Genomic DNA, 20,770 nt, shown 5'->3' with positions numbered 1-20,770 from the left:
GGAGACGCCGACCAGCCCACCGATGAGCCCGCCGCAGGGCCAGCCCGCGCCCGTCGCCCCGGCGACCTCGCCGGCCACCCCGCCGGCCACCCCGCCGGCCACCCCGCCGGCCGTCGCCGACGTCGACACCGTGGCCAGGGTCGCCGCGCAGATCCGCGCGAACGTCGAGAAGGTCATCGAGGGCAAGAGCGAGGTGGTGGGCGCCGCGATCGTCGTCCTGCTCGCCGAGGGGCACCTGCTGATCGAGGACGTCCCCGGCGTCGGCAAGACGATGCTGGCGAAGGCGCTGGCCCGCAGCATCGACTCGACGGTGCGCCGGGTGCAGTTCACCCCGGACCTGCTGCCGTCCGACATCACCGGGGTCTCGGTCTTCAACCAGTCGACCCGCGCGTTCGAGTTCCGCCCCGGCGGTGTCTTCGCGAACGTCGTGATCGGCGACGAGATCAACCGCGCCTCGCCGAAGACCCAGTCGGCGCTCCTCGAGTGCATGGGCGAGCGCCAGGTCACCGTCGACAACGTGACCTACCAGCTCGAGTCGCCCTTCATGGTGATCGCGACCCAGAACCCCGTCGAGATGGAGGGCACCTATCCCCTGCCCGAGGCGCAGCGCGACCGCTTCATGGCCCGGGTGTCGATCGGCTACCCGGTGCCGGCGGCCGAGATCGCGATGCTGTCCAACCACGGCACCGTCAACCCGCTGGACGACCTCGAGCCGGTCACCAACAGCGCCGAGGTCCGCAAGCTGTGCACCATCGTCTCGCAGGTCCACGTGTCCGACGCCGTGCAGCGCTACGCCGTCTCGCTCACGGCCGCGACGCGCAACAACCCCGAGCTGCTGCTGGGCGCCTCGCCCCGCGCGACGCTCCACCTGGTGCGCGCGGCCAAGGCCCGCGCGGCGCTCCACCGTCGCGACTTCGTGCTGCCGGACGACGTACGCGCCCTGCTCGGGATGGTCCTGGCCCACCGCCTGCTGCCCAGCGCGGAGGCCGCCGTCGGCGGCCGCGGTGCGGCGTCGATCCTCGAGGGCATCGCGGCCCAGGTCCCCGTGCCCGAACCGTCCGCCTGACCACCCCTCCCCCATGCTGCGTTCCGCGCTCTCGTCGCTGACCCTCCGCGGCCGGGCCTTCGTCGCCGCCGGCGTCACGGCGATCGCGTGTGCCGTCGTGTTCGGGCAGGAGTCGCTGACCCGGGTCGGCGTCCTGGTGGTGGCCCTGCCGCTGGTCGCCGCGCTGGTGGTCAGCCGTCGTCGCCACGACCCGACGGTGTCCCGCACGGTGTGGCCGCGCCTGCTCCGTGCCGGCGAGTCGGCGCGCATCGACCTGGCGATCTCCAGCGACCGGCGCCGCGCGGACGGACCTCTCCTCGTCGAGGACACCCTCCCCTACGCCCTCGGCAGCCGCCCCCGGTTCGTCCTCCAGGGCCTCGGCCAGCAGTGGGAGCGCACCGTCCACTACCCGGTCCGCTCCGACATCCGCGGCCGCTTCGAGGTCGGCCCCCTGACGGTGCGGATCACCGATCCCTTCGGCCTCGTCGAGCGGCGCCGCCAGATCGGCGGTACCGCCGAGCTCGTCGTGACGCCCCGCGTCCTGCCGCTCCCGGCGATCCCGCTGTCCGGCGGCTGGCAGGGCGCCGGTGAGCACCGGCCGCAGGCCTTCGCGTCGGGATCGGCGGAGGACGTGAGCGTGCGCGAGTACCGCCGCGGCGACGACCTGCGGCGCGTCCACTGGCGCAGCTCGGCCCGCATCGGCGACCTGATGGTCCGCCGCGAGGAGCAGCCCTGGGAGGCCCACGCCACGGTGCTGATCGACAACCGCCAGTACGCGCACCGCGGCCAGGGACCCGCCTCGAGCTTCGAGTCGGCCGTCGTCGCGGCGGCGTCGGTCGTCGTCCACCTCGAGAAGCACGGGTACGCCGTCCAGCTGGCCACCGCGACCGGGGCGGCCGCCGACGGGTCGGAGCAGGCGCTGCGGGCGCTCGCGGTCCTGGACCTGACCGCGGCGCCCACCCTCGACACCGGCTGGTCGGGCGACCAGGCCCGTGGCGGTGTCGTCGTCGCGGTCCTGGGCGCCCACGTCGCCGGCGACACCAAGGCCCTGCGCCGGATCCGCCACGACGCGGGTGCCGCGCTCGCCGTCGCGCTGGACGTGGAGCAGTGGTCGGCCGCGCGGACGAGCAACGGTCCGGCAGCGGCAGCGGCACCCCTGCTCGCGATCGGCTGGCGCGCGGCGGGGGTCGGCCCGCGCGACCGGCTCGACGCCGCGTGGCGGGACCTCGGACGTGCCCCGTCGCGGGGAGGGATGCGGCCGTGAACGCTCCGCGGAACCCGTCCTCCCTCCCCTCCACGCTCCTGCTCGGCACCGTCGCCCTGCTGACCACGTGGGTCGCGCTGACCGCGTGGCAGGGCTTCGTGACCGAGCCGGGCTCCTATCTCGGCCGGGTCGCGGCGGCCGGGGCCGTCGTCGTCCTCCTCGGCGCCGTGCTGCGGTGGCGAGCGGCTCCGCGCCTGGTGACGATCGGCGTCCAGGTCCTCGCCGCCGCGCTCGTCGTGGCATGGCAGATCACCGGATCACCGGTCCCGTCCGGCGGCACGCTCGCCGAGGTCGGGAACGCCCTGTCGACCGCCGTCGACTCGGCGCGCACCTACAGCGCGCCGATCAGTCCCCGCGTGCCCCCGCTGTGGCCACTGCTGCTCGTCTGCGGCGTGGCCTTCGTCGTCATCGTCGACGCCGTCGCGTGCACGTTCCGGCGCGTGCCCGGCGCGGGCCTGGCCCTGCTGGCGATCTACTCGGTGCCCAGCGGCCTGCTCGACCAGGGCCCCGGATGGGGCAGCTTCGTGCTCGCCGCCACCGGGTTCCTCCTCCTGCTGCACCTCGACGCCCGCGAGTCGCTCCAGCGCTGGGGGCGCTCCCTCGGCCCGGACGACGCCTCGCCGTGGGGGCACGGCAACCCGGTTCGGGAGGCCGCCCGCGCCGGTGCCGGCCGGATCGGCGTGACCGCCACCGTGCTCGCCCTCGTCATCCCGGCCTTCGTCCCCGTCCTCGGGACCGACTTCTTCGACCTCGGTGGAGGCGACGGGAGCGGCGACATCCGGATCCGCAAGCCGATCGCCGACATGCGCCGCGACCTCGAGCGCGGTGAGGACGTGCCGATGGTGCAGGTCCACACCGACGACCCCGACCCGTCGTACCTCCGCATCTCGGTGCTCAACCGCTTCACCGGCGTGGAGTGGAGCAGCGGCGACCGCGACGTCGCCCAGGAGAACACCGCGAGCGGTGCCCTGCCCGAGCCGGCCGGGCTGGCCTCGTCGGTGCCACGGACGCAGTACGACTACCGCGTGCAGATCAACGACCACCTCGACTCGACCTGGCTGCCGACCCAGTTCCCGGCCGCCGCGGTCCAGGCCGAGGGCGACTGGCGCTTCGATCCCACCACGATGGACTTCCTGGCCGCCGACGACGACCTCGACACCCGCGGCATGGACTACACGATGACGGCCCTCGAGCCCGACTACGGCACGGACGGACGCTACTTCCGCGACCCTGCCGGCGGGTCCGTTCCCGACGAGCTCCTCGAGCTCCCTTCCGGGGTCCCCACGCTGGTGCGCGACCTCGCGCGCAGCGTGACCGCCCCCGCGACCAACGACTACGAGCGCGCCGTCATCCTGCAGCGCTTCTTCCGCGAGACCGGTGGCTTCACCTACGACCTGCGCGCCGCGCCGAACGGCACGGGCAATGGCACGCTGGAGGACTTCCTCGCGCCCAGCGGACGGGTCGGCTACTGCGAGCAGTTCGCGTCGGCCATGGCGGTGATGGCGCGGATCCTCGGCATCCCGGCGCGGGTCGCGGTCGGCTTCCTCGAGCCCGACCCGATCGGCGACGGCGTCTTCGAGTACAGCAGCCACGACCTGCACGCTTGGCCCGAGCTCTACTTCGCCGGCGCCGGCTGGGTCCGCTTCGAGCCGACGCCGTCGGGCCGCGTCGAGTCGGTGCCCGACTACAGCGACGTCTCCGCGCCGGGCTCCGGCCCCGAGAACACCGACGCCGCCACCAGCCAGTCCGCGTCCAGCGGCGGCACCGCGACGGTCGCGCCGAACACCGCCGCCTCGAAGCCCACCGAGCCCCCCGGCGCCACCGCCGACGACTCCGCCGGCGGCGCGAGCCACACCGGCCGCAACCTCGCCGTCGGCGGCGGCCTGCTCGTGCTGGTGCTCCTGGTGGCCGGGCTGGTCCTCGGGCCGCGCTCGGTCCGGAAGACCGCACGGCGGTCCCGGCTCGGCGGCGGCCCCGACGAGCTCTGGGCCGAGCTGCGCGCGACGTCCCTCGACCTCGACCTGCCGTGGCCCGACGGCCGATCGCCGCGGGAGATCGGCACCGTCCTGGTCGACCACCTCGCCGATCCCGACGCGGAGCCCCTCGAGCGCCCACGCACCGGACCGGACGTCGCGCCGCAGGCGGCCGACGCCCTCGAGCGACTGGTCGACGCCGTCGAACGGACCCGCTACGCCCGGCCCGGCTCCCCCGCCGCGGTGGCCGTGGCCGAGCGGTCCGCGACCGAGGCCGACGCCGCGCTGGTCGTCGCGTCCCTCACGGCCGGCGTCACCCCGCGCGCCCGCCGGCGCGCCCAGTGGCTCCCGCGCTCGGTGTGGAGGCCTCTGCGCGTGAGCCTGCGAACGCGCAGGTGAAGGCCGAAGGTTGAGGAGCGTCGGCTCAGACCCGAGCACAGCGAGGGACTGAGGGACGCGTCTCGAAACCCGCGGACGTGGTGCAGCTCGTCATGCACACAGGAGCGCCGGTGCACGTCGGGCGTCTCGTGACGGTCGCTGCGCGACCTCCTCGACGACCGGCTCAGAAGCCGCCGCGCTCGCGGCGGCGGCGCCAACGCGCCTGGAGGGTGTCCATGAACCCGGAGGACGACCGCCCGCCACGGGTACGACGCCCGCGGCCTCCGTCGATGACGCCGAACCCGGACGGGTGGGCAGCGACGTGGGGCTCCGCGCCGCCGGCACGCTGGCCGCGCAGCGCGGACAGCAGCACGGTGGCGGAGCCCAGCATCACGACGAACCCGGCGACGCCGACGGGCCAGTAGCCGCTGACCGCGCCGCCCATCATCACCGCGACACCGGCGGCGAAGGCGACGCCGGCGAGGATCGCGCGGCGGCGGGCCGCCAGGCGCTGGGTCGTCCCGCGAAGGGTCGAGGCGAACTTCGGGTCCTCCTCGCTGAGGGCGCGCTCCATCTGCTCGAGCAGGCGAAGCTCCTCTTCTGAGAGTGGCACCGTTTCCTCCGACGAACGTGGACTGTTCTCCAAGTGTAGGCAGGCGAATCCGCAGGGGGTAGGCCGTCCCTCGAAATTGTGGCCATCCGGTGATCAGCGGATGGCCTGAACAGGCCATCCGGGTGGCCGCGGGGCTGAGTCGGCGGCCGCGAGGAGGCTCGCTCGCCGCACCGCCGAGGAGCCGAACCGGTCCGCGGCCTGGTCGACGGCGCGGTCGGCGTCGGGCCAGCCGGGGTCGCGCTCGCCCAGCGCCAGCTGCCGGGAGTCGCCGTCGCGGACGCGCCGCAGCCCCTCGACCCGGACGCCGAGGAGTCGCACGGAGGGCCGCCGGGGCGCCAACGCGTCGAGCAGCGCGTCCAGCAGGGCCACGGCCGTGTCGTAGACCTCCTGGGTGACGTCGGTCGGCTCGGCCAGGGTGCGCGAGCGGTTGACGGTCGTGAAGTCGCTGAACCGCACGGTCAGGGCGACGGTGCGACCGACCCGGCCGGCACCACGGACCCGGGCCGTGACGCGGGAGGCGAGGCGGAGCAGCTCGCGGTGCAGGCGGGCGCGGTCGGTCAGGTCGACGGCCAGCGTGTGCTGCGAGCCCATGCTCCCCTCGGGCTCGCCCTCCCCGAACCCGAACACGCCGGCACCGCCCGGGCGCAGCTCGGAGCGGTCGGTGCCCCAGACCAGCGTGTGCAGGTGTGCGCCGAGGTGGCCGCCGAGCATCCGGCGCAGCTGGTCGGGCTCGATCGCGGCGACGTCTCCCACGGTGACCAGGCCGAGGCGGTGCAGCCGCTGCCGGGTGGCCTCGCCGACGCCGTACAGGACACCGACGTCGAGGGGGTGCACCTCGGCGACGAAGCGGTCGGGCGGGATGACACGCACGCCGTCGGGCTTCGCGAGGCGGCTGCCGAGCTTGGCGACGGACACCGTGGCGGCGATGCCGACCGAGCAGGTGATGCCGTGCTCGGCGCGGATGCGGGAGCGCAGTCGCTCGGCGATCGCCTCGGGCGAGCCGAACAGCCGGCCGGCGCCGCGCACGTCGAGGAAGGCCTCGTCGAGCGAGGTCACCTCGACCACCGGGGTGACCGTCCGGAAGGTCTCCATGATCGCCTTCGAGACGGGCGTCAGGAGGGTGAAGTCGGGCGGCAGGGTGACCGCGTCGGGGCACAGCCGGTGGGCCTCGACGCCGGACATCCCGGAGCGTACGCCGAAGCGCCGGGCCGGGTAGTTGGCCGACAGCACGACGCCGCGGTGCCCACCGCCGACCACGACCGGGACGTCGTGCAGCTCGGGGCGGTCGCGGATCATCACCGACGCGTAGAACGCGTCCATGTCGACGTGCAGGATCGGGCAGGGGGGTGGGCCGGTCATGGGTCGGCCCCGGCCCCGGCGTCAGGAACGCGTGGCGAGGACGTGCAGCTGGGTCGCGAGCGGGAGGTACTCCTCGCGGGCCGCCACCGCCCGCTCCAGGTCGACGAGGGCCGCGGCCGCGCCGGGCTCGAGGTCGACGAGGGCGGCCGGGACGAGGTCGGCGAAGACCCGGACCCCGTGGACCGTGGTGGGGACGAACCCGGCCGTGGTGAGCAGGGCCTCGAGCTCGCCGGCCGTGAACCGCCGGCCCGTGCGGCCGTCCACCGGCTCCTGGTCGTCGAGCAGGCCGCGCGCCTGCTGGAAGTGGCCGGCCATCGCCCGGGCCAGCACCGCGGCGTGTCGCTGGCCGACGACGAGGCTGAGCAGGCCGCCGGGCCGCAGGACCTCGCCGATCCGCGCGAGGGCGAGCGCCGGGTCGACGACCTCGAGGACCCCGTGGCAGAGCACCACGTCGGCCGAGCCCGCACCGACGACGTCGACCAGGTCCGTGACGTCTCCCTGGAGGCCCGTGACCTCGAGGTCGACCTCCTGCGCGCGGCGGGCGAGCGCGGCGAGGGCGTCGGGACTCGGGTCGACGACGCGCACCCGGTGCCCGGACTCGGCCAGCCGTACGGCGAACCCGCCGGTCCCGCCGCCGAGGTCCACCACGTCCCGCGGGCCGCCGGCGAGGGCGGCCTCGAGGGCGTCCCAGACGACGGCTGTCCGCACCGAACCGCGCTGCTCGCGAGAGGCCATGCGCTGAACACTAGTCGCCGCCCTCGAGGGTCAGCCCGCCGCCCGGCCGAGGACCTGCACGCTGATCGCGGCGTGCGGGGCCAGGCCGAGGGACTGCTCGACGAGCGCGAGGAACCGGTCGGCGTCACGGACCAGGTCGTCGGCCTCGCGCTCGGAGACCGCACGGGTCGAGCCGGCCTCGGCCGCGGCTCGCTTGGCCGCTCCTGCCGCGAAGAAGGTCGCCCACTCCCCCATCTCCGGAGCCACCTCCGCCAGCAGGACCCAGGCGTTCTTCTGCGCCCGGCGCCGGGGGCCGGCCGGCCGCGCGCGGGCCGAGAGCAGCGCGGCCGCGGCCCGCAGGGCCGCCACGTGGGCACAGGCGTAGCGCGTCGCGACGTCGCCGGCGGCGACGGCCTCGCTCAGCGACTCGGCGGAGCGGAGCAGGTAGTTGTGCGTGGTCGCGGGCAGGGTGTCCGGACCGATCGGGAACGACGGGGCCACGGTGATCTCCTTCGAGTGTCGTTCGAACATGTGTTCGAACGATTCGAAGGTACACCCGCCCTCCGACGCAACGTCAAGCGTCCGGCGAGCCGTCCAGGGGCCCGAGGCCCCGCACGTAGGCACGGCTCTGCGGGTGCCACAGGAAGACCAGGGTCACCGAGCAGATCACCGCGCCGGCGATCGCCGCCCAGTCGACGAGCCGGGGCGGGTCGGTGCGCACCGTCGCGACCGTCACGAGGAAGACACCCACCACGAGCGCGGCCAGCGCGTGGCGCGCCCAGTTGTGGCCGGTGCGGAAGAGGGCGATCAGCGTCGCTGCCAGGAGCGCCGTGACGGCGTACAGCACGAGGATGACCGGCACGAACTCGACCGGCTGGACGGTGCTGTCGCCGACCTGCATGGGCGACCAGACCGCCCCGAGGTCGTCCCGCTTGACCACCACCATCACGCACACGGCGAGGCCTGCGGCCACCAGGGACCACAGCAGCCAGCACGCGACTTCGACCGCCGGTGGTCGCTTGGTCATCGGTTCCTCCTGCATCGACGTGCACGGACCCGACCTCGATAGGGTCTCCCCCATGTCGGCCGAGCATCCCTCGATCGCCCACTTCCGCGCGGAGCACCAGCACCGCGGCGGCCGGGGCGAGATCGTCATTCTGCCCGACTCGGTCCACACCGCCGCACTGGCCGCCGAGGCACTCGGCTGCGCCGTCGGGGCGATCGCCAACAGTCTGCTCTTCGACGCCGACGGATCCCCGGTCCTCATCCTCACGTCGGGCGACCACCGGGTCGACACGGCGCTGGCCGCCGAGCGGATCGGGCGCGGCCCGCTGCGCCGCGCCAGCCCCGACTTCGTCCGCCAGCACACCGGACAGGTCATCGGCGGCGTGTCCCCCATCGCCCACCCGGCGCCCCTGCCGACCTACCTCGACGGCTGGCTGGCCCGTCACGACGTCGTCTGGGCCGCGGCCGGGCACCCGGCGGCGGTCTTCTCGACGTCGTACGACGAGCTGCTCGCCCTGACCGGCGCCACGCCGATCGAGGTGGAGTAGCCGTGGCACGCATCGTCGTCGTCGGCGGCGGCCTCGGCGGCCTGGCCGCCGCGGCCCGGCTGGGCAAGCAGGGCCACGAGGTCGCACTGCTGGAGGCGTCGCACCAGCTCGGCGGCGCGCTGGCGCCCGTCGAGCAGGAGGGCTACCGGTGGGACGGCGGCCCGGCGAGCACGCTCGTCCCTGCCGCGCTGCGCGACCTGTTCCGCAAGTCCGGGCGCCCGCTGGAGAAGGACCTCGGCCTCGAGCTCGAGCCGCTGCCAGTGCTGCGCGAGCACCGCTTCGCCGACCGTACGTCGGTGCGGCTGCCGGGCGGCTCGCGGGCCGACCAGATCGCGGCGTTCGAGGAGCTCGGCGCGGGCCTCGGCGAGGTCTGGGCCCGCCACGTCGACATCTACGCCGCCGTGTGGGACGTGCTGCGGCGCAACTACGTCGAGGCACCCGCCCGGCCCGCCGACCGGCGCAGCCTGCCGAAGGAGCTCGACGACCTCTTCAACATCCGCGAGACGCTGTTCAAGCGGCTGCGGCACGACTTCCGCGACGAGCGCCTCGCCCTGGTCGCCGGCCACCTCGCGACCGCCGAGGGCCACGACCTGCGCAACGTCCCCTCGTGGGTCGGCGTGGGCTCCTACCTGGAGCAGACCTTCGGCGGTTGGCAGGTCCCCGGCGGGATGGGCCGGATCGTCGAGCTGCTGGAGTCGCGGCTCGCACTGCGCGAGGTCGCCGTGCGCACCGGCGTGGAGGTCACCGACATCGTCGTGCAGGACGGCCGTGCGGTGGCGGTCCGCACCAGCGAGGGCGACGCCGACGCCGATGTCGTCGTGGTCGCGGTCGACCCGCGACGCCTGCCGGCCCTGGCGTCGTACGTCGAGCGGACGATGCCGGCCATCCCGCCGGTCGTCTCGCACCTGGGCCTCGCCGGCGACGTGCCCCCGCTGACGCACGAGATCGTCTTCAACGCCGAGCCGATGATCGTCGTCCGACCCGGTGTCGCCGCCCCGGACGGCGGCACCGCGTGGACCCTGCACGGCCGCGGCAAGATCGCCGAGGACATGGTCGCGGCACTGGCCCGGCACGGCCTTGACGTGCGCGACAACATCGTCACCCGCATCGACCTGAGCCCGCGCGACCTCGTGCAGCGGTGGCGGGGCTCGCCGATGGGCGTGCTGTGGCAGGGCCGTGGCACGGTCCGCGCGCGGATCGGCCCGGAGACGCCGGTCGCCGGCGTCTACCTCGCCGGCGCCCACGGCGCACCCGGCGCGGGGGTGCCGTTCGTGACGCAGTCGGCGGCGCTGGTCGCGGGCCTCGTCGGACCGGCCTGACCCCTCCCGCGGTCAGACGGTGATCTGCAGCGCCTCGAAGATCTCGAGCGTCGCCTTCGACCGGTTCAGCGTGTAGAAGTGCAGCCCGGGCGCGCCGCCCGCGAGCAGCTCGTCGCACAGCTCGGCCGCGATCCGGATGCCCTCGGCCCGGACGGCGGCCGGGTCGCCGTCGTACGCACTGATCCGCTCGACGATCTCGTCGGGCACGCTCGTGCCGATCAGCTCGCCCTGGCGGCGGATGGCGCTGAGGTTCAGGATCGGCATGATGCCCGGCAGGATCGGGATGTCGACGCCGCGCTCACGGACCCGCTCGACGAGGCCGAAGTAGTCGGACGCGCGGAAGAACATCTGCGTGACGGCGAACTCGGCGCCGGCCCTGGCCTTGGCGACCAGCACGTCGGCGTCGTGGTCGAGCGACTCGGCCGAGGGGTGGCCCTCGGGGAAGGCGGCGACGCCGACCCGGAAGCTGCCGCGGGCACGGGCCAGCTCGACCAGCTCGATCGCGTAGTTGAGGCCGCCCTCGGTGGGCGTCCAGTCGGCGCGCGGGCCCTCGTGCGGGTCGCCGCGCAGGGCGAGCACGTGGGCGACGCCCTCGGCGTCGTAGGCGTCGAGGATGCCCTCGAGCTCCTCGCGGGTGTGGCCGACGCAGGTCAGGTGGGCCAACGGGATCAGTGAGGTCTCCCGGGCGATGCGGCCCGTGATCGCGACCGTCTTGTCGCGGGTGCTGCCGCCGGCGCCGTAGGTGACCGAGACGAAGGTCGGCTGGTAGGGCTCGAGCGCCCGGATCGCGTCCCACAGCTGGGCCTCGCCCGCCTCGTCCTTCGGGGGGAAGAACTCGAACGAGAACGAGCGGCCACCCTCGCGGATCAGCTCCCCGAGCGAACGCCCTGCACCAGTCGTCATGGGCCGGAGTCTAGGTGGGCGGAGCGGCCCGGACCCGGGCATCTCGTCAGGTGTGACGCCTCACTACTCTGTGCGGGTGACTGAGCAGCGGTGGGACCCGACCTCGTTCCGGGCGGAGGTCCAGGCCGCGCTCGACACCTTCCTCGCCGAGCAGACCGTCCGGCTGGCACCGCTCGGCGCCGACGCCGCGCGCCTGCTGACCGAGGCCCGCGCCACGGTCTCGGGCGGCAAGCGCTTCCGCGCGGCCTTCTGCCAGTGGGGGTACGCCGCCGTCGCGGGCGTGCCCACCGGTGACGACGCCGCCGCGGTGCTGCGGGCGTCGGCCGCGCTGGAGCTGCTGCACGCCAGTGCCCTCGTCCACGACGACCTGATGGACGCCTCCGACACCCGCCGCGGCCGCGCCGCCACCCACCGCGGCTTCGAGGCCGAGCACCGCGCCGACGGCTGGCGCGGCGACCCGGTGCAGTACGGCGCCGCGGCCGCCATCCTCCTCGGCGACCTGCTGCTGTCGTGGGCCGACGAGCTGGTCCGCCGCTGCGGGCTGGGCTGGGACCGGGTCGGACCCGCCCTCGACGTCTTCGACCTGTGCCGCTCGGAGGTCATCGCCGGGCAGTTCCTCGACGTCTCCGTGCAGGCGCGCGGGCGCGCGTCGGTCGACCAGGCCACGACGGTGCTGCGCTACAAGTCGGCCAAGTACTCCATCGAGCGCCCGCTCCACGTCGGCGCGGCCCTCGCCGGCGCGGGCGCGGCGACGCTCGAGCGGCTGACCTCCTTCGGGCTCCCGCTCGGCGAGGCCTTCCAGCTGCGCGACGACCTGCTCGGCGTCTTCGGCGACCCGGCGACGACCGGGAAGCCGGCCGGCGACGACCTCGTCGAGGGCAAGCGCACGGTCCTGGTGGCGCTGGCGCTCGACGCCGCCGCACCGGCCGACGCGGCCCGGCTCGACGCGGCCCTCGGCACCGCGCTCACCGAGGCGGAGATCGAGGAGCTGCGCGCGATCATCGACGGCAGCGGCGCGCGGGCCCGGGTCGAGACCATGATCGACGACCTGGCGACGCAGGCGGTCGGCGCGCTGCGGGCGGGCCAGGCCGACGAGGGCTGGGACCCCGGCGCCTGCCAGGTGCTGGAGCAGCTCGCCACCGCGGCGACCCGACGCACCCGCTGAGCCTGCGGCCCGCTGGACCTGCTGACCCGGACCGGTCTCAGCGACGGCCGAGCACGGCGAACATGGTGACGGCCATGAACGCCTCACCCGCCTCCTGGGCGGTCCGGATGTCCGCCAGCAGCGCGTCGCCCTCGGCCTGCGTGACCGCGCCCGCGCCGACCGCCTCCTCCAGCGTCTTCCCCACGAGCACCAGCAGCGCGCCCGTCGGCGGGATGACCGCCGTGGCGGCGATGTCGGGGTCGACCGTCAGGCCGGCCCGGGCGAACTGCCCCGGCAGGTGCCGGCCGGCGTGCGGGTTCGGCGAGCGCGCGTCGCGGAAGTCCGCGAGCCGTCGTACGACGTCCGGGTCGCCGGGCGTCTGCACCGCCGTTCCCCAGTCGGAGTCGATCACCACCACCCGTCCGCCCGGCCGCAGCACCCGGGCGAACTCGCGCACCGCGCCCGCTGGGTCGGTCAGGTGCTGGAAGACCCGCTCGCAGCGGATCACGTCGACGCTGGCGTCCTCGAAGGGCAGGGCCGTCGCCTCCGCGTCGACGAAGGTGGCGCCGGTGCCGGCCGACCGCTCCTCGGCGACCGCCCGCAGGCCGGCGTGCGGCTCGATGCCGACCGCCCGCCCCGACTCCCCCACCGCGGCGGCCAGTCGCCGCACCTCGGCACCGGTGCCGCTGCCGACGTCGACGGCCGTCTCACCCGGCTGGGGAGCAAGCGCCGCCAGCGCCCAGTCACGGAGCCGGATGACGCCCGGCAGGGACTCCTGCATGTCGAGGACGAAGACCTGCCCCGCGGTGTCCGCGGCGGCGTCCGCGGCGACATTGCCGCGGTGGAACGACGTCGCCGTCAGCCCGGCCAGCGCATCGGTGTCGGCCATGAGCCGAAACTAGCCACGCGCCGCGGGGTTGGCCATGGCCCGACCGGGTGGTCCTCACCCCAGCAGGGGTACGACGCCCTCCGGCCCCGGTCCGCGCAGGAGGACCTCCACGGGCGGGTCACCGTCCGCACGGGTCCCGAGCAGGTCGACGAGCACGGCGAACCGACGCGGCTCGGCGTGCGCGACGCCGCCCCACGCGTCCCAGAGCAGGACCGTCGGCGCGGCGAGGTCGCGCAGGCAGTCGTTGAGCGCGTCGAGGTTGTGCCCGTAGTGGTCGGGGAAGGCGAGCGCCTCGCCGATCCCCCGCAGCACATCGGCGACCGTGTCGAGGCCCGCGCCGTCGACGTACCCGAACGCCCAGCCGGCGTGCTCGACGGCGTGCCTCACGTCGGCCACGTCCAGCGCGGAGTCCCACCGGTGCACGCCCGGGGGGTGCCGGCCGGCCAGGACGGCAGCGAGCCCGCTCATCGCCTGATCCTCTCGAAGGACTCGTAGTGGTCCTCGGTCCAGTAGAGCTCTCCCCCGTCGCCGGCGATGATCCGCCGGGCGCCACGGTGGTCGAGGCCGGGGGTCTCGACGGTGTACTCCGCGTAGTAGCCGCGCTCGCGGTCCGGCAGCACGCCCTCGAAGTTGCCGAAGGTGGAGCCGTCCTTGCCGGGGTACGGGAACGGGCCGCCCGCGTCGATCAGCCCGACCGTGTCGGCCGCCTCGGGAGGCAGGTCGGCCAGGTCGACGTACGGGATGCCGTCCTCGTCGGCGCCGCCCTCGGCCCCGTCGTCGGTCGGGGTGGACTCCGCCGTCCGGGAAGGAGCGGAGGAAGGAGTCGAGGAAGGTGTCCGCGAGGGCGTCGAGCTCGACGACGCCCGGTCCTGGGCCCGCGAGCCCCCGTCGTCGTCGCCCTGCGACTGGATCCACCACACGGCGACCAGCAGCAGCACGCTGGCGACGGTCGAGAGGACCTGCGTGGTCCGCTTCCCGAGGCGCGGCACCGGACCCTCAGAACCCGAGGGCCTGCGCGCGGCGCTTGACCTCGGCGCCGCGGTTCTCGTGGAGCGCGTCGATCGGACGTCCGGGCAGGTCGGCGTCGAGGAAGATCCACGCGATGCACTCGCGGTCGTCGAAGCCCTGGTCGTGGAGCAGGGTCAGCAGGCCGGGAAGTCCCTTCACCGGCTCGCCGTCGACGAGGAACAGCGCCGGGATGCCCTGCTTGACGCCCTGACCGGGCTGCCCCGGCACCGCGGCGGCGAGCTGGTGGTCGCGCACCATGGTGCGCACCTTGGCCGGCGTCACCCCGATCAGCTCGGCTGCCTGGTCCCAGTCCAGCCACTCCTCGACGAGGGCGGAGAGGTCCTGGTCGGCCAGCGGTACGTCGTTCATGGGGCCATCTTCCACGACGAAGGGCACCAAGATCACACCGGCGTGGCCACCGGGCCGGCGTGGTGGTGCGCCGTACGATGGCGGCTCCGGCCACTTCCCCGGCCGGACCAGAGGAGCCTGCACAGGAGGGTCGCTGTGCACGACGACAAGCGTGCCCGCGGCGAGAGCGCCGCGCGCCCCGGCGACCCCTCGGGCAGCCCGCGCACCGAGGACCACCAGTTCGGGCGGCTGCTCGACGGCCGCTACCGGATCGGCTCGCGGATCGCGCGCGGCGGCATGGCCAGCGTCTACGAGGCCGTCGACACCCGCCTCGACCGGACCGTCGCGGTCAAGGTCATGCACCCCGGGCTCGGCGACGCGACCACCCAGGACGACTCGTTCGCCCGCCGCTTCGTCCGGGAGGCCAAGTCGGCGGCCGGGCTGTCGCACCCCAACGTGGTGGCGGTCTACGACCAGGGACGTGACGAGAGCGGCGACGGCACGACGTACCTGGTCATGGAGTACGTCCCCGGCCACACCCTGCGCGACACGATCACCAAGGAAGCGCCGATGTCGCCCGAGCGGGCGCTGGCGATCCTCGACCCCGTGCTCTCCGCGCTCGGCGCCGCGCACCGGGCCGGGCTGATCCACCGCGACGTCAAGCCGGAGAACGTCCTGATCGCCGACGACGGGCGGATCAAGGTCGCGGACTTCGGACTGGCCAAGGCGGTCAGCGCGGAGACCCAGCACACCGCCACCAACGGCGTCCTCATCGGCACCGTCTCCTATCTCGCCCCCGAGCTGGTCGTCGAGCAGCGGGCCGACGCCCGCGCCGACGTGTACGCCGTCGGCGTGCTCCTCTTCGAGCTGCTGACCGGCACCAAGCCGCACACCGGCGAGACGCCGATCGCGGTCGCCTACCGCCACGTGCACCACGACGTCCCGGCGCCGTCGTCGGTCGTGCCGGGCATCCCCGACTACGTGGACGCGCTCGTCGCGCGTGCCACGACGCGCGACCCGAGCCTGCGCCCCTCGGACGCGACCGTGCTGCTGCACCACGTGCGCCGGGTCGTCCACGCGTTGCACGACGGCGTCCGCTCCGACCCCGAGCTGGTCGACGACCTGCTGCCGCCGGCACGACCGACCGGCGCCGACGAGGTCGGGTCGGACACCACGCCCGAGCCGGTGAGCTCGCTGTGGGAGGGCACGCCCGACCTGCTGCCGGAGCCCCGGCGGCAGCCGCGGGAGCCCGACTTCGGCGGCGAGCGGACCTCGGTCATCGCCGCGCCCGCCTCGCCTCCCCCGCCGTCGCGCCCGGCGCCCTCGCGGCCGGTGCCGGCGGAGGGCGGTCGCCCGGTGCGCGAGCGCAGCCGCCGCGGCCTCGTACTCGCGCTGGTCCTGGTGCTCCTCGTGGGCGGCCTGGCCGCCGGCGGCTACTGGTTCGGCTGGGGCCGCTACACCTCGACCCCCGGCGTGGTCGGTCTCGAGCAGGCGGCGGCGGAGACCAAGCTGGACGACGCCGGGCTCGGCGCCGAGGTCGAGCAGGTCTACTCCGACAGCGTCGAGCCGGGCGTCGTCGTGTCGACCGACCCCGGGCCGGGCGACCGGATCCTGCCCGGCGACGAGGTCACCCTCACCGTCTCGAAGGGCCCCGAGGTCTACGACGTCCCCGACCTCGCCGGCCTGACCGTCGAGGAGGCCGAGGACAGGCTGGCCGAGGTGAAGATGGTCCTCGGACGCCAGGTCCCGCGCTACTCCGAGACGGTGCCGAAGGGCCAGATCGTCCGCAGCAGCCCCGCGTTCGGCTCCAAGGAGTCGAAGGCGCTGCCCGTCGACACGGCCGTCGCCGTCGTCGTCAGCAAGGGCAAGCAGCCCATCAAGGTCGGCGACTGGGTCGGCAAGGACGCCGAGAAGCTCGAGAAGTCCCTCGAGGCGAAGGGCCTGCAGGTCAAGGTCACCGACACCGAGTACAGCGACGACATCCCCGAGGGTCGGGTCATCAGCCACACGCCGAAGTCGGGCGTCGTCTACAAGGGCGACGAGATCGGGCTCGTCGTGTCGAAGGGCCCCGAGCTGGTCACCGTGCCCTCGGTCCGCTACCTGTCGACCGACGACGCCGTCGAGAAGCTCGAGGACCTTGGGTTCAAGGTGAAGAAGGAGCGGGCGACGATCTACCTCTCCGGCAACGTCGCCTGGGACACCAGCCCCGGCTCGGGGACCCGCGCCCGCAAGGGCAGCACGATCACCCTGTACGTCGTCTAGCCGCAGCCGAGACCCGCATGACCGACCACGGCGAGCGCCGTACCAGCCTGCTCGCGACGCTGACCCTGCTCGCGATGACCGCCTGCTGGGGATCGACGTTCTTCCTCATCAAGGACCTGCTCGAGCGGGTGCCCACCGTCGACTTCCTCGGCGTCCGCTTCCTGGTCGCCGGTGCGGCGATGCTGGCCGTCGCACCCCGCGCGATCGCCCGGCTCTCCCCGCAGGTGCGGCGCCACGCGCTCGTCCTGGGCTGCCTGTACGGCGTCGCGCAGATCCTGCAGACCGCAGGGCTCGCGCACACCCCGGCCAGCGTGTCCGGCTTCATCACGGGCCTGTACGTCGTCGCGACACCGCTGTTCGCCGCCGCGATCCTGCGCACCCGGATCACCGGCGCCACCTGGGCGGCGGTGCTGCTGGCGACCGCCGGGCTGGGCGTGCTGACCCTCGACGGCCTCTCGATCGGCTACGGCGAGGCGATCACCCTGGTCGGCGCCCTGCTGTACGCCGCCCACATCGTCGGGCTCGGCGCCTGGTCCACACCGGCCGACGCGCTCGGCATGTCGATCCTGCAGGTGCTCGTCATCGCGGTGATCTGCATGGTCGCCGCGCTGGTGGGCGGCGCGCCGGGCGTCGTCCTGCCGGACCGCGGAGCGGACTGGGCCTCGCTGGTCTACATGGCGCTCGTCGCCGGCGCGGCGGCGATCCTGGCGCAGACGTGGGCGCAGGCCCACCTGCCACCGACGCGCAGCGCGATCATCATGAGCATGGAGCCGGTGTGGGCCGCGTCCTTCGCCGTCCTCCTGGGCGGCGAGTCGGTCACCGCGCGGATGGTCGTCGGCGGCCTGATGGTGCTCGCCGCCATGCTCGTGGTCGAGGCGCTCCCGCGGCGCAGGATCGAGGCCGAGGTCACCCACCTCGCCGTGTGACGGCACCTCTGGCCTTCTGCGCCCGACGGGCGCACCATGGAGGTCTGGGGGTGTTCCTGAGGAGTCGCCATGGCCGGTCACATCATCCACGTCCACACCACGATCCCGGCGCCGCCGGAGCAGGTCTGGGATGTCATCACCGACGTCGCGCACGCCGACCAGGTGCTGCGCAGCGTCAGCGACACCGAGGTCCTGACCGAGGGCGCGTACGGCGTCGGCACGGCCTGGCGCGAGAAGCGGACGCTGTTCGGTCACCACGGTCCCGAGCAGCTGCACGTCGTCGAGGCCGAGGCGCCCGTGCGCACGGTCGTCGAGGCCGAGGTCGGTGACGACGTCATCCGCACGGCCTACCGGCTCACGCCGGCCGGCCCGGACCGGCACAGCACCCGCCTCGCGATGACCACCACCGTGGAGATGAGCCACCGCTCGGCGATGTCGCGCGCGATGTGGGCGGTCTTCGGCGGGTTCAGCTACGACCACAGCCGCAAGGTGCTGGAGCACGACCTGGAGGACATCGAGGCGGAGGCCTGCCGCCGCGCGACCGCCGCCGGGTGAGCCCGGACCCCGAGGGCGCCGGGGTGCCGCACGCCGCGGCGCGGTCGGGGTACGGTGAGCCCGCGATGACCACCCCGACGTACTGCACCAGCTGCGGGCACGAGCTCGGGGTCGGGCGGTTCTGCACCAACTGCGGCAAGCCGGTGCCCGGCCGACACCCCGAGGCGGTGCCCGCTCCCGACGTGCCCACGGCCCCGGTGACCGAGCGTGCCCCGGCCCCGCCGACGGCCGTCGTCCCGCCGCCCGTCGGGCAGCTCCCGCCGTCACCGCGCTACCCCCTCTTCGCGGACGCGCCGCCGCCCGCCGCTCCGGCCGCCGACCCGTACCCGACGGTCGCGCGCTCCCCCGGCGGCGCCACCACGTCCCTCCCGCCGGTCAGCCCGCCGACCCGCCCGCAGGGCGACCCCGGCCGGCGTCCCGCCCCCGCATGGCTGCCGTGGCTGGTCGCGTTCGTGCTGCTCGCGCTGGTCGCGGGCGTCGGGGGCTACCTGCTGGTCAGCTCGGGCGACGACGACAAGGCCGGCGACCGCGCCGGCAGTGAGCGGACGACCGACGGCCCCGCCGGCGACGACGCGACGGAGCCGGACCAGCCGGACAGCTCCGGGACCGGCGGCCCGGTGGCCCAGCCCGACCCCGCCGACGTCGTCGACCTCACGACCGGCGTCACCGCCGAGGTGCCCGCGGTCGCGCCGCCGAGCCGCGACCGGTCCAACCGACCGGTGCGCTTCGTGCCCGAGAACATGTGGGACGGCAAGCCCCGCACGTCGTGGCGGATGCCCGGTGACGGCACCGGCGAGACGCTCACCTTCGACCTCGGCCAGGACGTCGTCATCACCGAGGTCGGCATGATCAACGGCTACGCGAAGGTCGACGGGCCGGACAACTGGTACCGCGCCAACCGCCGGATCCGGGCCGTGCAGTGGGAGTTCGACGACGGCACGCGCATCACGCAGGAGCTCGCGGACCGCCAGGCGCTCCAGATGGCCGACATCGGCCCGGTCGCGACCCGCACCATCCGGGTGCACCTGCTCACCGTCACGCAGCCCGGCCGGGGCGCCAACGGACGTGACTACACCGCGATCAGCGAGATCCGGTTCCTCGGAGCACCTGCCTAGGGCTCAGGCGGCGCTCACTTCTTCCGGAGGTTCTCCGCGACCTGGAAGGCCAGCTCGAGCGACTGCACGCGGTTGAGGCGGGGGTCGACGACCGACTCGTAGCGGTGCGCCAGGCCCAGCTCGTCGAGCTGCTCGCCGCCGCCGATGATCTCGGTGACGTCGTCGCCGGTGTTCTCGACCAGGATGCCCGCGGGGACGGTGCCGAGCGCGCGGTGCACCTCGAAGAAGCCGATCACCTCGTCGAGGACGTCCTCGAAGCGGCGGGTCTTGTAGCCGTTGGACGCCTCGAAGGTGTTGCCGTGCATCGCGTCGGAGACCCACGCGACGTCGACGCCCTCGGCGGTGACCTTCTCGACCAGCGGCGGGAGGCCGTCGCGGATCCTGCCCGCACCGAAGCGGGTGATGAAGGTCAGCCGGCCCGGCTCGTTGGTCGGGTTGAGCTTGGCCGCCAGCGCCAGCGCGTCGTCGGCGGTGGCCGTCGGGCCGAGCTTGCAGCCGATCGGGTTGCTGATGTGGCTGAAGTACTCGACGTGCGCGCCGTCGAGCTGACGGGTGCGCTCGCCGATCCAGACCATGTGGCCCGAGACGTTGTACGGCTTCTCGGTGCGCGAGTCGATGCGCGTCATCGCGTGCTCGTACTCCAGCAGCAGCGCCTCGTGCGAGGAGTAGAAGTCGACGCGGTGGAACTCGTCCGGGTCGGCGCCGATGGCCTTCATGAAGGTGAGCGCGCGGTCGATCTCGGCGGCCATCGCCTCGTAGTGCTGGCCGACGGGGCTGTTGCGCACGAACTCCGAGTTCCAGGTGTGCACCTGGCGCAGGTCGGCGTAGCCACCGGTGGTGAAGGCGCGCACGAGGTTCAGCGTCGACGCCGACGCGTGGTAGACGTCGAGCAGGCGCTGCGGGTCGTGGCGGCGCGACTCCGGGGTGAAGTCGAAGCCGTTGACCGCGTCGCCGCGGTAGGCCGGCAGGGTCACCCCGTCGCGGGTCTCGCTGTCGGAGGAGCGCGGCTTGGCGTACTGGCCGGCGAGGCGGCCGACCTTGATGACCGGCACGGACGCGGCGTAGGTCAGCACGACCGCCATCTGCAGCAGCACGCGCAGCTTGTTGCGGGTGTTGTCGGCCGTCGCGTCGACGAACGTCTCGGCGCAGTCGCCGCCCTGGAGCAGGAAGGCCTCGCCCCGGCTGGCCGCCGCGATCTTGGCCTTCAGCTCGTCGCACTCGCCCGCAAAGACCAGCGGGGGAAGCGTCCGCAGCCGGTCGACGACAGCGGCCAGGGCCGCCGGGTCGTCGTACGTCGGCTGCTGCTTCGCGCCGATGGCGTGCAACTGCTCGAGGGACGGGAGGGTGCTCACCCCCCAAGGGTACGGCGCGGCACGGGTGCCCGCCGACTCGGCGGGCACCC

General features: G+C 74.3%; 21 protein-coding genes. 10 read left to right on the top strand and 11 right to left on the bottom strand.

Going from position 1 to position 20,770, the window contains the following annotated elements; translation table 11 throughout:
- The first annotated feature begins 22 nt into the window (after positions 1-22).
- The 3 genes from BJ993_RS20190 to BJ993_RS20180 are packed head-to-tail and all read left to right on the top strand — an operon-like array spanning position 23 to position 4,681.
- Positions 23-1,066, top strand: coding sequence for an AAA family ATPase (locus BJ993_RS20190; protein ID WP_179652520.1), 1,044 nt, complete (start codon positions 23-25; stop codon positions 1,064-1,066).
- Between the two features lie 13 nt (positions 1,067-1,079).
- The gene (locus BJ993_RS20185; protein ID WP_257026937.1) at positions 1,080-2,309 is read left to right on the top strand and encodes a DUF58 domain-containing protein; all 1,230 of its coding nucleotides are present in this window, start codon (positions 1,080-1,082) and stop codon (positions 2,307-2,309) included.
- A complete protein-coding gene (locus BJ993_RS20180; protein WP_179650837.1) occupies positions 2,306-4,681 on the top strand; it encodes a transglutaminase TgpA family protein in 2,376 nt (791 codons plus the stop codon). The genes BJ993_RS20185 and BJ993_RS20180 overlap by 4 nt, the downstream gene beginning before the upstream one ends.
- A 163-nt stretch (positions 4,682-4,844) precedes the next feature.
- Here BJ993_RS20180 and BJ993_RS20175 read toward each other — a convergent pair whose 3' ends face one another.
- From BJ993_RS20175 to BJ993_RS20155, 5 genes are all read right to left on the bottom strand, one after another.
- Positions 4,845-5,273: an SCO2097 family morphological protein gene (locus tag BJ993_RS20175; RefSeq protein WP_036542353.1), complete on the bottom strand. Its 429-nt coding sequence runs from the start codon at positions 5,271-5,273 to the stop codon at positions 4,845-4,847.
- A 93-nt stretch (positions 5,274-5,366) separates the two neighbouring features.
- Complete coding sequence (gene dinB / locus BJ993_RS20170; protein WP_218864761.1) at positions 5,367-6,632, bottom strand: DNA polymerase IV; 1,266 nt, start codon at positions 6,630-6,632, stop codon at positions 5,367-5,369.
- Between the two features lie 21 nt (positions 6,633-6,653).
- Positions 6,654-7,367, bottom strand: a complete 714-nt coding sequence (locus BJ993_RS20165; RefSeq protein WP_179650835.1) for a methyltransferase domain-containing protein — start codon at positions 7,365-7,367, stop codon at positions 6,654-6,656.
- A gap of 30 nt (positions 7,368-7,397) precedes the next feature.
- Positions 7,398-7,877, bottom strand: a complete 480-nt coding sequence (locus BJ993_RS20160) for an SAV_6107 family HEPN domain-containing protein (RefSeq protein WP_179650833.1) — start codon at positions 7,875-7,877, stop codon at positions 7,398-7,400.
- Positions 7,878-7,920: 43 nt separating this feature from the next.
- Positions 7,921-8,373, bottom strand: coding sequence for a hypothetical protein (locus BJ993_RS20155; RefSeq protein ID WP_036542347.1), 453 nt, complete (start codon positions 8,371-8,373; stop codon positions 7,921-7,923).
- 52 nt (positions 8,374-8,425) lie between these two features.
- Between BJ993_RS20155 and BJ993_RS20150 the strand changes: the two genes are divergently transcribed.
- Complete coding sequence (locus tag BJ993_RS20150; RefSeq protein WP_036542344.1) at positions 8,426-8,899, top strand: YbaK/EbsC family protein; 474 nt, start codon at positions 8,426-8,428, stop codon at positions 8,897-8,899.
- A 2-nt stretch (positions 8,900-8,901) separates the two neighbouring features.
- Complete coding sequence (locus BJ993_RS20145; RefSeq protein ID WP_036542341.1) at positions 8,902-10,218, top strand: phytoene desaturase family protein; 1,317 nt, start codon at positions 8,902-8,904, stop codon at positions 10,216-10,218.
- Between the two features lie 12 nt (positions 10,219-10,230).
- Here the strand turns inward: BJ993_RS20145 and metF are convergent, their stop codons facing one another.
- Complete coding sequence (metF, locus tag BJ993_RS20140) at positions 10,231-11,121, bottom strand: methylenetetrahydrofolate reductase [NAD(P)H] (RefSeq protein WP_036542330.1); 891 nt, start codon at positions 11,119-11,121, stop codon at positions 10,231-10,233.
- Positions 11,122-11,197: 76 nt separating this feature from the next.
- Here metF and BJ993_RS20135 point away from each other — a divergent pair, with 76 nt between their 5' ends.
- Entirely contained in the window at positions 11,198-12,286 is a 1,089-nt protein-coding gene (locus BJ993_RS20135; RefSeq protein ID WP_308645648.1) for a polyprenyl synthetase family protein, read from the top strand.
- Between the two features lie 37 nt (positions 12,287-12,323).
- Here the strand turns inward: BJ993_RS20135 and BJ993_RS20130 are convergent, their stop codons facing one another.
- From BJ993_RS20130 to BJ993_RS20115, 4 genes are read right to left on the bottom strand one after another with little or no spacing between them, the layout of a single operon-like run.
- A complete protein-coding gene (locus BJ993_RS20130) occupies positions 12,324-13,154 on the bottom strand; it encodes a methyltransferase domain-containing protein (RefSeq protein ID WP_179650829.1) in 831 nt (276 codons plus the stop codon).
- Between the two features lie 54 nt (positions 13,155-13,208).
- Positions 13,209-13,622, bottom strand: a complete 414-nt coding sequence (locus BJ993_RS20125) for a barstar family protein (protein WP_179650827.1) — start codon at positions 13,620-13,622, stop codon at positions 13,209-13,211.
- On the bottom strand, positions 13,619-14,143 hold the full coding sequence (locus BJ993_RS25425; RefSeq protein WP_308645647.1) for a guanyl-specific ribonuclease: 525 nt from the start codon (positions 14,141-14,143) through the stop codon (positions 13,619-13,621). Before BJ993_RS25425 ends, BJ993_RS20125 begins: the two co-directional genes overlap by 4 nt.
- A 7-nt stretch (positions 14,144-14,150) precedes the next feature.
- Complete coding sequence (locus tag BJ993_RS20115; protein ID WP_051931777.1) at positions 14,151-14,531, bottom strand: Rv2175c family DNA-binding protein; 381 nt, start codon at positions 14,529-14,531, stop codon at positions 14,151-14,153.
- A 135-nt stretch (positions 14,532-14,666) separates the two neighbouring features.
- Here BJ993_RS20115 and pknB point away from each other — a divergent pair, with 135 nt between their 5' ends.
- From pknB to BJ993_RS20095, 4 genes are all read left to right on the top strand, one after another.
- The gene (pknB, locus tag BJ993_RS20110; protein WP_308645646.1) at positions 14,667-16,772 is read left to right on the top strand and encodes a Stk1 family PASTA domain-containing Ser/Thr kinase; all 2,106 of its coding nucleotides are present in this window, start codon (positions 14,667-14,669) and stop codon (positions 16,770-16,772) included.
- Positions 16,773-16,789: 17 nt separating this feature from the next.
- Positions 16,790-17,698, top strand: a complete 909-nt coding sequence (locus BJ993_RS20105; protein WP_179650825.1) for a DMT family transporter — start codon at positions 16,790-16,792, stop codon at positions 17,696-17,698.
- Positions 17,699-17,767: 69 nt separating this feature from the next.
- Positions 17,768-18,253, top strand: a complete 486-nt coding sequence (locus tag BJ993_RS20100) for an SRPBCC family protein (RefSeq protein ID WP_051931775.1) — start codon at positions 17,768-17,770, stop codon at positions 18,251-18,253.
- Positions 18,254-18,318: 65 nt separating this feature from the next.
- The gene (locus tag BJ993_RS20095) at positions 18,319-19,368 is read left to right on the top strand and encodes an NADase-type glycan-binding domain-containing protein (protein ID WP_179650823.1); all 1,050 of its coding nucleotides are present in this window, start codon (positions 18,319-18,321) and stop codon (positions 19,366-19,368) included.
- Between the two features lie 14 nt (positions 19,369-19,382).
- Here the strand turns inward: BJ993_RS20095 and BJ993_RS20090 are convergent, their stop codons facing one another.
- Entirely contained in the window at positions 19,383-20,720 is a 1,338-nt protein-coding gene (locus tag BJ993_RS20090; RefSeq protein WP_036543165.1) for a class II 3-deoxy-7-phosphoheptulonate synthase, read from the bottom strand.
- Positions 20,721-20,770: the final 50 nt, after the last annotated feature.

The organism is Nocardioides aromaticivorans, from assembly GCF_013408525.1.
Taxonomy (GTDB): domain Bacteria; phylum Actinomycetota; class Actinomycetes; order Propionibacteriales; family Nocardioidaceae; genus Nocardioides; species Nocardioides aromaticivorans.
This window is presented reverse-complemented; position numbering and strand designations above follow the sequence as displayed.